This is a genomic window from Aeromicrobium camelliae, from assembly GCF_003850045.1.
Taxonomy (GTDB): Bacteria; Actinomycetota; Actinomycetes; order Propionibacteriales; family Nocardioidaceae; genus Aeromicrobium; species Aeromicrobium camelliae.
Genome location: NZ_RQJX01000012.1, coordinates 58,095 through 71,181 on the forward strand (window position 1 = coordinate 58,095; position 13,087 = coordinate 71,181).

14 protein-coding genes are annotated in these 13,087 nt (G+C 69.8%); all 14 read left to right on the forward strand.

Features of this window, described 5'->3' with window-relative positions; genetic code table 11:
• Positions 1-43 precede the first annotated feature (43 nt).
• The 14 genes from aroC to carA all read left to right on the forward strand — a co-directional run bounded on the left by aroC (position 44) and on the right by carA (position 13,087).
• The gene (gene aroC, locus EHW97_RS09865) at positions 44-1,222 is read left to right on the forward strand and encodes a chorismate synthase (protein ID WP_124237003.1); all 1,179 of its coding nucleotides are present in this window, start codon (positions 44-46) and stop codon (positions 1,220-1,222) included.
• Positions 1,219-1,728, forward strand: a complete 510-nt coding sequence (locus EHW97_RS09870) for a shikimate kinase (RefSeq protein ID WP_124237004.1) — start codon at positions 1,219-1,221, stop codon at positions 1,726-1,728. Before aroC ends, EHW97_RS09870 begins: the two co-directional genes overlap by 4 nt.
• Positions 1,725-2,807: a 3-dehydroquinate synthase gene (gene aroB / locus EHW97_RS09875; RefSeq protein ID WP_124237005.1), complete on the forward strand. Its 1,083-nt coding sequence runs from the start codon at positions 1,725-1,727 to the stop codon at positions 2,805-2,807. Before EHW97_RS09870 ends, aroB begins: the two co-directional genes overlap by 4 nt.
• Positions 2,804-3,850: a M24 family metallopeptidase gene (locus EHW97_RS09880; protein WP_124237006.1), complete on the forward strand. Its 1,047-nt coding sequence runs from the start codon at positions 2,804-2,806 to the stop codon at positions 3,848-3,850. Before aroB ends, EHW97_RS09880 begins: the two co-directional genes overlap by 4 nt.
• Positions 3,847-4,413 carry an elongation factor P gene (efp, locus tag EHW97_RS09885; protein ID WP_124237007.1) on the forward strand — a complete coding sequence of 189 codons (567 nt, stop codon included), beginning with the start codon at positions 3,847-3,849 and terminating at the stop codon, positions 4,411-4,413. The genes EHW97_RS09880 and efp overlap by 4 nt, the downstream gene beginning before the upstream one ends.
• Positions 4,413-4,823 carry a transcription antitermination factor NusB gene (gene nusB / locus EHW97_RS09890; RefSeq protein ID WP_124237008.1) on the forward strand — a complete coding sequence of 137 codons (411 nt, stop codon included), beginning with the start codon at positions 4,413-4,415 and terminating at the stop codon, positions 4,821-4,823. Before efp ends, nusB begins: the two co-directional genes overlap by 1 nt.
• 410 nt (positions 4,824-5,233) lie before the next feature.
• Positions 5,234-5,896, forward strand: a complete 663-nt coding sequence (locus tag EHW97_RS09895; RefSeq protein WP_124237009.1) for an ABC transporter permease — start codon at positions 5,234-5,236, stop codon at positions 5,894-5,896.
• Positions 5,889-7,076 (forward strand): ABC transporter ATP-binding protein, encoded by a 1,188-nt coding sequence (locus tag EHW97_RS09900; RefSeq protein WP_124237010.1) that lies wholly within the window; start codon positions 5,889-5,891, stop codon positions 7,074-7,076. Before EHW97_RS09895 ends, EHW97_RS09900 begins: the two co-directional genes overlap by 8 nt.
• The gene (locus EHW97_RS09905) at positions 7,073-7,846 is read left to right on the forward strand and encodes an ABC transporter permease (RefSeq protein WP_124237011.1); all 774 of its coding nucleotides are present in this window, start codon (positions 7,073-7,075) and stop codon (positions 7,844-7,846) included. The genes EHW97_RS09900 and EHW97_RS09905 overlap by 4 nt, the downstream gene beginning before the upstream one ends.
• A 1-nt stretch (position 7,847) precedes the next feature.
• Positions 7,848-8,816, forward strand: coding sequence for a glycine betaine ABC transporter substrate-binding protein (locus EHW97_RS09910; protein ID WP_208001979.1), 969 nt, complete (start codon positions 7,848-7,850; stop codon positions 8,814-8,816).
• Between the two features lie 287 nt (positions 8,817-9,103).
• Positions 9,104-9,679 carry a bifunctional pyr operon transcriptional regulator/uracil phosphoribosyltransferase PyrR gene (gene pyrR, locus EHW97_RS09915; protein WP_124237012.1) on the forward strand — a complete coding sequence of 192 codons (576 nt, stop codon included), beginning with the start codon at positions 9,104-9,106 and terminating at the stop codon, positions 9,677-9,679.
• Positions 9,676-10,626, forward strand: coding sequence for an aspartate carbamoyltransferase catalytic subunit (locus EHW97_RS09920; protein ID WP_124237013.1), 951 nt, complete (start codon positions 9,676-9,678; stop codon positions 10,624-10,626). Before pyrR ends, EHW97_RS09920 begins: the two co-directional genes overlap by 4 nt.
• Positions 10,623-11,939 (forward strand): dihydroorotase, encoded by a 1,317-nt coding sequence (locus EHW97_RS09925; RefSeq protein WP_243696382.1) that lies wholly within the window; start codon positions 10,623-10,625, stop codon positions 11,937-11,939. Before EHW97_RS09920 ends, EHW97_RS09925 begins: the two co-directional genes overlap by 4 nt.
• Complete coding sequence (gene carA / locus EHW97_RS09930; protein ID WP_124237014.1) at positions 11,936-13,087, forward strand: glutamine-hydrolyzing carbamoyl-phosphate synthase small subunit; 1,152 nt, start codon at positions 11,936-11,938, stop codon at positions 13,085-13,087. The genes EHW97_RS09925 and carA overlap by 4 nt, the downstream gene beginning before the upstream one ends.

The window sequence follows — 13,087 nt, forward strand, 5'->3', positions numbered from 1 at the left end:
GCGCATTCGGGGGCCGTGTCGCCCGCGTGGAAGAATCAGGCCCATGCTTCGTTGGTTGACGGCCGGGGAATCCCACGGCCCAGCGCTGGTGGCGACTCTCGACGGCCTTCCGGCAGGTGTCGAGGTCGCGAGCAAGGAGATCCAGGCGGCCCTCGCTCGCCGTCGACTCGGGTACGGCCGGGGCGCGCGCATGAACTTCGAGGCCGACGAGCTCGAGATCATCGGCGGGATCCGCCACGGCCGGACCCTCGGAAGCCCGGTCGCGCTGCGGATCGGCAACAGCGAGTGGCCCAAGTGGGAGCGGGTCATGGCAGCCGACCCGGTCGACGAGGAGGAACTCGCGGGCCTCAAACGCAACGCGCCGCTGACCCGGCCACGGCCCGGACACGCCGACCTCGCGGGCATGCAGAAGTACGACTTCGACGAGGCGCGGCCGATCCTGGAGCGGGCGAGCGCCCGTGAGACCGCAGCCCGCGTCGCGCTCGGAGAGATCGCCGCCCGCTTCCTCCAGCAGGCCACGGGCGCCACGATCGTCAGCCACGTCGTGGAGATCGGCAGCGTGGCCGCCCCGGCCGGGCTGCTCCCCACCCACGCCGACATCGAGCGGCTCGATGCCGACCCCGTACGGTGCTTCGACCCTGCGGCCTCGGCCGCGATGGTCGCCGAAATCGACGCGGCCCACAAGGACGGCGACACGCTCGGCGGCGTCGTCGAGGTGCTCGTCGACGGTTTGCCGCCGGGCCTCGGCTCCCACACCCAGTGGGACCGTCGACTCGACAGCCGCTTGGCCGGCGCGCTCATGGGCATCCAGGCCATCAAGGGCGTCGAGCTCGGCGACGGGTTCGAGTTGGCCCGCACTCGCGGTTCTGCCGCCCACGACGAGATCGTCCCCACGCCCGAGGGGATCCGCCGCACAAGTGGACGCTCCGGCGGAACCGAAGGTGGAATGACCACCGGCGAGGTGCTGCGGGTCCGCGCTGCGATGAAGCCCATCGCCACCGTGCCGCGAGCGCTGCGGACCGTCGACGTCAGCACGGGCGACGAGGCCGTCGCGCACCACCAGCGGTCCGACGTCTGCGCGGTCCCGGCAGCAGGCATCGTCGCGGAGGCGATGGTCGCTCTCGTCGTGGCGGGCGCCGTGCTGGAGAAGTTCGGCGGGGACTCGGTGGGGGAGACCCGGCGCAACGTGCAGTCGTATCTGGACCACCTGAGGTTCCGGTGAGGCCCGCCGTCGTCCTGGTGGGCCCGCCGGGCGTGGGGAAGTCGACGGTCGGGGCGATCGTCGCCGCGCGGCTCGGAGTGCCCCTGCGCGACACGGACGAGGACATCGCAGCCGAGCAGGGCCGCTCGGTGCAGGAGATCTTCGTCGAGTCCGGTGAACCGCATTTCCGCGAACTCGAGCGCCAGGCCGTCGCGCGGGCGCTCGCCGAGCACGACGGTGTGCTCTCGCTCGGTGGCGGTGCGCCGTTGCACTCCGAGACCCGCCGGTTGCTGCGGGAGCACCATGTGGTGTTCCTCGACGTCGGTCTCGCCCAAGCCGCCTCGCGGGTCGGACTGAACAGCGGCCGCCCGCTGCTCCTGGGCAATGTCCGCGGTCAGCTCAAGCGGCTCATGGACGAGCGCCGTCCGGTGTATACCGAGGTCGCCACCGTGACGATCGACACCGACGGGCGCACCCCCGAAGAGGTCGCCGAGGCCGTCATCGACGCGGTGAAGGCGAACCGATGAGCCACCGTCTGCGCGTCGCGACGGCACAGCCGTACGACGTCCACGTGCGCCATGGCGCCGATGCCGAACTCGCTCACCTGGCGCCGCAGGACGCCGAGCGCGTCGCCATCGTGCACAGTCCCGCCGTAACCGACCGCGCCGAGCGGCTCGCGTCGGGGTTGGCCCACCGCCAGGTCCTGCTCATCGAGGCACCCGACGGCGAGCAGGCCAAGACTCCTGAGTTCCTGGCTCACTGCTGGAGCCAACTCGCCCACCACGGGTACACCCGGTCAGATCTCGTCGTCGGCGTCGGCGGCGGAGCCACCACCGACCTCGCCGGCTTCCTCGCGGCCAGCTGGCTGCGCGGCGTCCGGTTCGTCACCGTGCCCACGACCGTCCTCGGGATGGTCGACGCGGCGGTCGGCGGTAAGACCGGGATCAATCTGCGGGAAGGCAAGAACCTCGTCGGCGCCTTCCACGAGCCCATCGGCGTCCTGTGCGATCTTGACGCGTTGACGACCCTGCCTGGGGCCGAGATCCGCAGCGGACTCGCCGAGATCGTCAAGTGCGGCTTCATCGCCGATCCGCAGATCCTGGACCTGATCGAGGCCGATCCGGTCGCCGCAGCCGATCCGCACGACCGGCTGCTCGCCGACCTCATCGCCCGCGGCATCGCGGTGAAGGCCGCCACGGTAGCCGGCGACCTCACCGAGCAGGGCCCTGGCGGCGTCATCGGTCGCGAGGCCCTCAACTACGGACACACGCTCGGTCACGCGATCGAGCGTCACGAGCAGTACCGCGTCCGGCACGGCGAGGCGATCAGCATCGGCATGGTGTTCGCGGCCGAGCTCGCGCACCGCACCGGGCACATCGACTCGCGCCTGCTCGCCCGCCACCGCCGGGTGCTCGACGTCCTCGGTCTCCCCACCACGTATCGCACCGGGCTCTTCGCCGACCTGCTCGACGGTATGCGCCTGGACAAGAAGTCGCGCGGTTCGACGTTGCGCTTCGTCGTGCTGCACGGACTCGCGGCACCGACGATCCTCGCCGGACCGGACGAGGCCGTGCTGCGCGCGAGTTACGAGGCGATCGCCGAGTGAGTGCCGCGGACCGCCGGGACCGTCTCGCCGCGCTGGTGCGCGAGCGCGACGCCGACGCGATGTTCGTCGGCGACCTCGTCAACGTCCGCTATCTCACCGGTTTCACCGGATCCAACGGCGCCGTGCTCGTCCACGCGGACGGTACGGCCGTGTTCTTCACGGACGGTCGTTACCAGGACCAGGCTGCCGTGGAGGTCCCGGACCTCGAGCGCGTGATCACCCGGCGCATCCTCGACGAGGTGCGCGCCCGCGCCGCGGGGACGCTCATGGCCGAGACGCATCTGCTCGCCGTGGACGCGTGGGAGCAACTCGGCCGGCCGCACGCGGCCGGCCGGCTCGTCGAGGGGTTGAGGGAGGTCAAGGACGAGTCCGAGATCGCCGCGCTGCGTCGTGCATGCGCCATCTCAACCGAGGCGCTCGAACGCCTGCTCAGCGGCCCGCTCCTGGGTCGCAGTGAGCGGGAGCTCGCCCGCGATCTCGAGTGGCGGATGCTGGAGTTGGGAGCCGAGGACAAGGCGTTCGACACGATCCTCGCGACCGGTGACCACACCGCCATCCCGCACCATCACCCCACCGACCGGGTGGTGCGGCCGGGCGACCTGCTCAAGATCGACTTCGGTGCGCGCGTCGACGGCTATCACGCCGACTGCACCCGCACCGTCGTCGTCGGCGCGGCCGCGGACTGGCAGCGCGAGATCTACGCGGCGGTCCGCGCGTCACAGGCTGCCGGAGTGGAGCGGTTGCGCCACGGTGTGCCGGTGCCCGAGGCGCATGCGGCCGCTGTCGACAGCCTTGAGGCGGCCGGCTGGCTGCACGCGTTCACGACCGGCCTCGGACACGGCGTCGGGCTGCAGATCCACGAGGACCCGTTTCTCGGTCCTGGGCACCCGAGTACACTGACTCGTCGCACTGTTCTGACGATGGAGCCGGGGATTTACCTGCCCGGTCGCGGGGGAGTGCGCATCGAAGACACCGTCCTCGTGACCGACTCCGGCCCCGAGGTGCTGACCACGACGACCAAAGACCTCATGGAGATCGCCTGATGGCCACCACGAACGACCTGAAGAACGGCATGGTGCTCAACCTCGACGGACAGCTGTGGTCCGTCGTGTGGTTCCAGCACCACAAGCCCGGCAAGGGCGGTGCGGTCGTGCGCACGAAGCTCAAGAACGTGACCAGCGGCAAGGTCGTCGACAAGACGTTCAACGCCGACGTCAAGGTCGAGGTCGCCAATGTCGACAAGCGCGACATGCAGTACCTGTACCACGACGGCACGTCCTACGTGTTCATGGACAACAGCACGTACGACCAGCTCGAGCTGAACGAGGCCGTCGTCGGCGACGCCAAGGACTACATGCTGGAGAACCAGAGCGCCGTCGTCGCTGTCAACGAGGGCACGCCGCTGTACATCGAGCTCCCGGCGTCGGTCGAGCTCGTCGTCGAGTACACCGAGCCGGGCCTGCAGGGTGACCGTTCCAGCGGCGGCACCAAGCCCGCGCGCCTGGAGACCGGCAAGGAGATCCAGGTCCCGCTGTTCATCACCACCGGCGAGAAGGTCAAAGTCGACACGCGCGACGGCAGCTACCTCGGCCGCGTGCAGTCCTGATGGGCGCTCGCACCCGCTACCGCAAGCGCGCCTTGGACATCCTCTTCGAGTCCGAGGCGCGCGGCGGTGACCTGAGCGCGACGCTCGCGGACCGGATGGCGATCAACGACCCGCCGATCAACGCGTACACGGTGCAACTCGTCGAGGGCGTCGTGGCCCACCAGCAGCGCATCGACGAACTGCTCAGCGAGCATTCGCGCGGGTGGACTCTCGACCGCATGCCCGCGGTCGACCGGAACCTGCTGCGCATCGGCGCGTACGAGATCCTCTACTGCGAGGACGTGCCCGACCCTGTCGCCGTGAGCGAGGCCGTCGATCTGGCCACCGACCTCTCGACCGACGAATCCCCGCGCTTCGTCAACGGCTTGCTGAGCCGGCTCATCGACCTCAAACCCACGCTCTCCCTCTAACCGCGCCCCGCGAGATGTGGTCGCCTGTGGGTGACCGTGCGAGATGTGGTCGCCTGTGGGTGACGCGCGGGTGCTCCGGTGACCTGAAACCGGCCACTTCTCGGCCCGGAGGCCCGGGGTGTCTCAGCTCGCGGACGTGGCGGCGGGGTTGGTCCGACTATTGGCCAGTTGCGGCCGCTCGGGGCGCCGCGAAGGGGCGTTAACTGGCCAAAAGTCGCGCGCACCGGAGGAGCGGGCCGGCGGCCCGAAGCGAGCTTCCGAACGGACGAATTTCAACTTCTTCCTGGGCCTGGCATTGCAGTCCTCATTCCGATCCAGGGCCACGGCGTCGGGTCGCGGGTTGGTCGGAAGCTCGTTACCCTCGCTTGCTGGCCGTGAGAGTCGCGGTCGTCGCAACGACGGGACGGTGCATGACAGCGGTCTCCGACTTCTTCACCTTCGTCGCCGAACGATGGTCGGTTTTGTCTTTCTTGGCCTACCAGCATCTGAGTCTCGTGGTGCAGACGCTCATCCTGGCGACGGTCCTCGCGATCGTCGTCGGCGTCGTCGCGTCGCGCACCCGCTGGGGCGCGAACGCGGCCCAGGCGTTCTCCGCGATCGGCCTCACGGTGCCCTCGTACGCCCTGCTGGGTCTCCTCGTCGGCATCGTCAGCATCGGCGTCCTGCCCTCGGTCATCGCGCTGGTGTTCTTCGGCTTCCTGCCGATCCTGCGCAACGTGGTCGTCGGCCTGAACGGCGTCGACCCCGCGCTCATCGAGTCCGCCCGCGGCATGGGAATGAGCCGGTTCAGCACGCTCGTGCGCCTCGAGCTTCCGCTCGCCTGGCCGGTCATCATGACCGGTGTCCGGGTGTCCGCGCAGATGCTCATGGGCATCGCCGCCATCGCGGCCTACGCCCTCGGCCCGGGGCTCGGCGGCTACATCTTCTCCGGCATCTCGCGCATGGGAGGCGCGAACGCCACCAACGCGATCGTCGCCGGCACGGTCGGGATCCTGATCCTGGCCGTGATCCTCGACGTCGCCCTCAACCTGTTGACCCGCTTCACCACCTCCAAGGGGATCTCCCGTGTCTGAGACCACCAGCAAGGCCGGCGAGCGCATCCTGCTCGAGAACATCACCAAGCGCTACCCGGGCCAGTCCACGCCCGCCGTCGACGACATCACGATCGAATTCCCGGCCGGCGAGATCATCATGCTCGTCGGCCCGTCCGGCTGCGGCAAGACGACGACGATGAAGATGATCAACCGTCTCATCGAGCCGACGTCGGGACGCATCCTCATCGGCGACGAGGACGTCACCGACGCCGACCCCGACCAGCTGCGCCGCCGCATCGGCTACGTGATCCAGGGCGCGGGCCTGTTCCCGCACTTCACCGTCGGCGACAACATCGCGCTCGTGCCGCGCATGCTCAAGTGGGACAAGCAGCGCGTCACCGACCGCGTGGACGAACTGCTCGACCTCGTCGGACTGGACCCGGACGAGTACCGCGACCGCTACCCGCGGGAACTGTCCGGCGGCCAGCAGCAGCGCGTCGGCGTGGCGCGTGCGCTCGCGGCGGATCCGCCGGTGCTGCTCATGGACGAGCCGTTCGGCGCGGTCGACCCCATCACCCGTCAGCGACTCCAGGACGAGCTGCTGCGGCTGCAGGAGGAACTGCGTAAGACGATCGTCTTCGTCACTCACGACTTCGACGAGGCCGTGAAGCTCGGCGACCGCATCGCGATCCTGCAGACCGGGTCGCAGGTCGTGCAGTACGACACTCCCGAGCAGATCCTCGCCAACCCCGCCGACGAGTTCGTCGAGGGCTTCGTGGGCCGCGGCGCTGCGCTCAAGCAGCTCACCCTCACCCGCGTCCGCGACATCGAACTCCACGAGGCCGCCGTCGCGCACGTCGGCGACGACCCGCACGAAGCGATCGCCGGTGCGCGCGCGATCGACCGTGAGCACGTCATCGTGCTGGACCGCAACGAACGTCCGCTGCGCTGGATGTCGTTGCGCGAGCTCGGCCGTCCCGGCGCGCTGCAGAACGTTCGCCGCGACTCCGAGCTCGAGTCGGTGAGTCTCGGGTCGACGCTCAACGACGCACTCGACGAGATGCTCACGTCGTCGCACGGCGTCGTCGTCGTGACCGGGCGCCGGAACACCTACCAGGGCGTCGTGCGCGTGGAGACCGTCATGGAGGCGATGCAGGACATCCAGTCCGCCGCGGCAGAGGCCGCGACCGTCGATACCGCGGGGGACCCGCAGGCATGAGCAGCGTGACCGCCGCCGACACGACCCAGACCGCGGCCGTCGCCGATCGCGCCGGCGTCGGGCGGTACATCACGCAGCCGCTGCTGTGCGTGGCGGTCGTCGCCGCCTGCCTCGGGTACGTGCAGCTCGCTGACGTCTCCGACAGCGAGGCGCGATCGTTGTCGGTCTCCAACCTGCTGACCCTGCTCCGCGAGCACCTCACGGTGAGCCTCATCGCGACCGTCGTCACCGTCCTGCTGGCCGTCCCGATCGGCGTGCTGCTGACGCGCGGCGCCCTGCGACGGTTCAGCCGCCCCATCATCACGGTCGCGGGTTTCGGACAGGCCGCCCCCGCGATCGGACTGATCGCGCTCGGTGCCGCGATCTTCGGGATCGGCGCCGTGGGCGCCACCGTCGCGCTGGTGGTCTACGGGCTGCTGCCGATCATCGCCAACACCGTGACCGGCCTGGACTCGGTCGATCCCAAACTCGTCGAGGCGGCGCGCGGTATGGGGATGTCGGGCTTCATGACGCTCGTACGGGTCGAACTCCCGCTCGCGTTGCCGATCATCGTCGCCGGCGTGCGCACCGCGCTGGTGCTCATCGTCGGCACCGCGGCGCTGGTGACGTTCACCGGCGGCGGGGGACTCGGGGAACTCATCACCTCCGGCATCAACCTGCGGCAGAACGTCGTGCTCATCGTCGGCGCGCTGCTGATCGCCGCCCTCGCCTTGTTCATCGACTGGCTCGCCCGGCTCGTGGAGCTCGTGGCGTCCCCGAAGGGAGTGTGACGTGATCGCCCGCCGACTCCGCACCCTCGCCGCGACCGGCATGGTCGTCGCATTGGCCGCCGGCTGCGGCTTGCAGTCCTCGTCCGGCGCGGTGCTGCCCGCCGAACCCGCCAAGATCGAACCGCAGGAGGGGCTCGAGGACGCCGAGATCACCGTCGTCGCGAAGAACTTCACCGAGCAGCTGATCCTCGGCAACATGGTCTCGATCGCGCTCAGCACCGCGGGCGCGGACGTCACCAATCTGTCCAATACGCCCGGGTCCTTCGGTGCGCGGGCTGCGCTCGTGGAGGGCGACGCCGACGTGTCGCCCGAATACACCGGCACCGGATGGATCAACTACCTCGGGAACGACGAGCCGATTCCGGGGGAGGAGGAGCAGTGGCGGGCGGTCAAGGAGGCGGACGCCGCCAACGGCCTCGTGTGGCTGCCTCCGGCACCGGCCAACAACACGTATGCCTTCGCGATCCGTGAAGAGAAGGCGGAGGAGCTGGGCGTCACCGCGTTCTCCCAGCTCGCCAGTCTGCCGCCCGAGGAGCTGACGTTCTGCGTCGAGCCGGAGTTCGCGAACCGCAACGACGGGTTCGAGCCGATGCTCGCGGCCTACGATCTCACGCCCGGCCAGCTCGCCGAGGTGCTCACCCTCGACACGGGCGTCGTCTACACCGCGACGGCCGACGGCCGGTGCAACTTCGGCGAGGTGTTCACGACCGACGGCCGCATCCCTGGACTGAACCTGCGCGTGCTCGAGGACGACCGGCAGTTCTTCCCGCTCTACAACCTCTCCATGGTGGTGCGCGACGAGGTGCTCGAGCAGTACCCCGAGATCGAGGACGTCCTCGGGCAGATCACTCCGCTGCTCACCAACGAGGTGCTGCAGGACCTCAACGCGCGCGTCGATTCGGAGGGGCAGGACCCCGCGATCGTCGCCCGCGACTGGCTGGTCGAGGAGGGCCTCGTCGCCATGCCGTAATCCGGTGACTCCGGACGGTGAGCTATGCCGCACCGGTCGGCGCGGTCGATGAGCTCTCACGCACATTCGGTCGTTGGGTGTGGGATCAGCCACCGCCCGGGCCGTGGGTGTGGGATCAGCCACCGCTGGGCCCCACGGCTACGGGGTGAATCATCGCTCGGCAGCGCGGATGCGACGCACGACACAGGGCGTTTCCCGCCGTCAGGGGGCTCGTGGACGACTGTTACGCTGAGCTGACCGACGACATCCTTTAACCACCGTCCGGAGAGGCGGGGAAGGAGGTCAGCATGGTGGTGTCCAGCGACACTCCCAGGCCTGACGACGTGCCCGCGCGTACCGTCCTCGATGAGCAGGACATCTCCCGCGCACTCACTCGCATCACCCACGAGATCCTCGAACGCAATCGCGACGCCGACGGCGTGCTGCTGCTCGGGATCCCCACCCGCGGCGTCCACCTCGCCCGGCGCATCGCCGCCCGGATGAGCGAGGTCGAGGGGCGGACCATCACGCCCGGCTCCCTCGACGTCACGATGTACCGCGACGACCTGCGGCTGCGCCCCGCTCGCGCGCTCGAGCACACCTCGATCCCCGAGGACGTGGACGGCAAGACCGTGGTGCTGATCGACGACGTGCTCTTCAGCGGCCGCACGATCCGCGCGGCGCTCGACGCGCTCGGCGACCTGGGCCGTCCCCGCGCGGTGCAGCTGGCCGTGCTCGTCGACCGCGGACATCGGGAGCTGCCGATCCGTGCCGACTTCGTCGGCAAGAACCTGCCGACGTCGCTCGCCGAGAAGGTCAAGGTCCGCTTGACCGAGACCGACGGCGAAGCCGACTCCGTGACGATCGTGGGAGGTGCGTCATGAAGTCCTCGCACCTGCTCTCGGCGGCCGATCTCGATCGCGACGACGCGCTGCGCATCCTCGACACCGCCGAAGAGCTGCTGTCGGTCGCCCAGCGCCCGATCAAGAAGCTGCCGACCCTGCGCGGCCGCACCGTGGTCAACCTCTTCTTCGAGGACTCCACCCGGACGCGGATCTCGTTCGAGGCCGCGGCCAAACGGCTCAGCGCCGACGTCATCAACTTCTCCGCCAAGGGCTCGAGCGTGAGCAAGGGCGAGAGCCTCAAGGACACCGCGCTGACCCTGCAGGCGATGGGCGCCGATGCGGTCGTCATCCGTCATCCGGCCTCCGGGGCTCCGCACCGGCTCGCCACGAGCCGTTGGATGAGCGGTGCGGTGGTCAACGCCGGCGACGGGATGCACGAGCACCCCACGCAGGCACTGCTCGACGCCTTCACGATGTGCCGTCACCTCGGAGACCTCGAGGGCAAGAGCATCACGATCGTCGGTGACGTCCTGCACAGCCGCGTCGCCCGCTCGAACGCGCTGCTGCTGCACACGCTCGGCGCCGACGTCACGTTGGTCGCACCGCCCACGCTGCTGCCGGTGGGGGTGGAGACGTGGCCCGTCGCCCACTCGTACGACCTCGACGCGAACCTGGAGAAGGCCGACGCCGTCATGATGCTGCGCGTGCAGCGCGAGCGCATGAACGCCTCGTACTTCCCGAGCGCCCGCGAATACAGCCGTCGATTCGGACTCGACACCGCGCGGATGAACCGCATGCCCGAGCACGCGATCGTCATGCACCCCGGTCCGATGAACCGGGGCATGGAGATCACCGCCGACGTCGCCGACTCCCCGCGCTCGGTCATCGTCGAGCAGGTCACGAACGGCGTCGCCGTCCGCATGGCCGTCCTCTACCTGCTGCTCGGCGGTGCCGCCGACGCCGACTCCCCGGAAGGAAACGCATGAGCGAGCGCGAGCGAGTGAGCACGTTCATCCTCCGCAACGTCCGCCCCCTCGGCGGCGACGCCGTCGACATCGCCGTCACGGACGGCGTCATCACCGAGATCGGCGAAGGCCTGTCCGGCGACGAGATCGTCGACGGCGGCGGCCACCTCGTCCTGCCGGGCCTCGTGGACCTGCACACCCACCTGCGTGAGCCCGGTCGCGAGGACGCCGAGACCGTCCGCACCGGCTCGCAGGCCGCCGCGCTCGGCGGCTTCACCTGCGTCCACGCGATGGCCAACACCGACCCGGTCGCCGACACGGCAGGCGTGGTCGAGCAGGTCTATCGACTCGGCGTCGAGCACGGCTACTGCGACGTCCAGCCCGTGGGCGCGGTCACCGTGGGCCTGGCCGGGGAGCGGCTCGCCGAACTCGGTGCGATGGCCACGTCGGCCGCCGGCGTGCGCGTCTTCTCCGACGACGGGAAGTGCGTGTCCGACGCGGTGTTGATGCGTCGCGCGCTCGAGTACGTCAAGGCGTTCGACGGTGTCATCGCCCAACACGCCCAGGAGCCGCGGCTCACCGAGGGCGCCCAGATGAACGAGGGGCCGCTGTCCGGCGAACTCGGTCTCACCGGCTGGCCGGCGGTCGCCGAAGAGGCGATCATCGCCCGCGACGTCCTCCTCGCCGAGCACGTCGGTTCGCGTCTGCACGTGTGCCACCTCTCGACGCGCGGCTCGGTGGAGATCGTGCGCTGGGCGAAGAGCCGCGGCATCGACGTCACCGCCGAGGTCACGCCCCACCACCTGCTGCTGACCGACGACCTCGTCCGCAGCTACGACCCGATCTACAAGGTCAACCCGCCGCTGCGCAGCGCCGACGACGTCGCGGCCGTCCGCGAGGGCCTCGCCGACGGCACGATCGACATCGTCGCCACGGATCATGCTCCGCATCCGATGGAGGACAAGGAGTGCGAGTGGAACGTCGCGGCGTTCGGCATGCTCGGCCTGGAGACGGCGCTCTCCGTGGTGCAGCAGACGATGGTCGACACCGGCGCCATCGGCTGGGATCGCGTCGCCGAGGCCATGTCGGCCGCACCGGCGCGCATCGGCCGGGTCAGCGGCCATGGTCGTCCGCTCGCCGTGGGTGAGCCGGCGAACCTGGTCGTGTACGACCCGACGGCACGGCGCACGGTCGAGCCCGCCGCCAGCGCCTCCCTGTCCCGCAACACGCCCTACGCCGGTCTCGAGCTGCCCGGCCGGGTCGTCGCCACCTTCCTGCGTGGCCGCCCGACGGTGCTCGGCGGCACCCTGTCCCCCGAAGGAGTCCTGTCATGAGTGAGCGCCACCCCGTCCCCGCCCTCCTCGTCCTCGAGGACGGCCGGGTCTTCCGCGGGGAGTCGTACGGCGCGGCCGGCACGACGGTCGCCGAGATCGTCTTCAACACCGGCATGACCGGGTACCAGGAGACCCTCACCGACCCCTCGTACCGCGGCCAGATCGTCGTGATGACGGCCCCGCACATCGGCAACACCGGAGCCAACCTCGAGGACTTCGAGTCCCGCAAGGTCTGGGTCAGCGGTTACGTCGTGCGCGACCCCGCCCGCGTACCCAGCAACTGGCGTTCCACCCAGTCCCTCGACGACTTGCTGAGCAGCCAGGGTGTGGTCGGCATCAGCGGTGTCGACACGCGCGCCCTGACCCGGCACCTGCGGGAACGCGGCTCGATGCGCGCCGTCATCAGCACCGAGACGTCCGACGTCGAGGCGCTGATCGAGCAGGCCAACGCCGCACCCGAGATGACCGGCTCGAACTTCCTCGCCGACGTCACGACTCAGGAGCCGTACGTCGTGCCCGCGCAAGGTGAGAAGCGTCTGACCGTCGCGGCGCTCGACCTCGGCATCAAGGGCATGACCCCACGCCGCATGGCCGAACGCGGCATCGAGGTGCACGTGCTCCCGGCCACCTCCAGCTTGGACGACGTCCTGGCCGCCGAGCCCGACGGCGTCTTCGTGTCCAACGGCCCGGGCGACCCGGCGACCGCCGACCACGCCGTCGAGGTCATCCAGGGCGTCCTCGAACGCAAGATCCCGTTCTTCGGCATCTGCCTGGGCAACCAGCTGTTCGGGCGGGCGCTCGGCCGCGGCACGTACAAGCTCAAGTACGGTCACCGCGGCATCAACCAGCCGGTCCAGGACCGCACCACCGGTCGCGTCGAGGTCACGGCGCACAACCACGGCTTCGCCGTCGACGCACCGATCGACAGCGACTTCGACACGCCGTTCGGGCCCGCGCGGGTGACGCACGTCGGTCTCAACGACGACGTCGTCGAAGGCCTCGCGCTGCTGGAGCAGACCGCCTTCAGCGTCCAGTACCACCCCGAGGCCGCGGCCGGCCCCCACGACGCCGCGTACCTCTTCGACCGCTTCGTCGACGCCATGCAGGGAGAGGCCGCCGACAACGCCACGCAGGAAGGGAACCGCTGA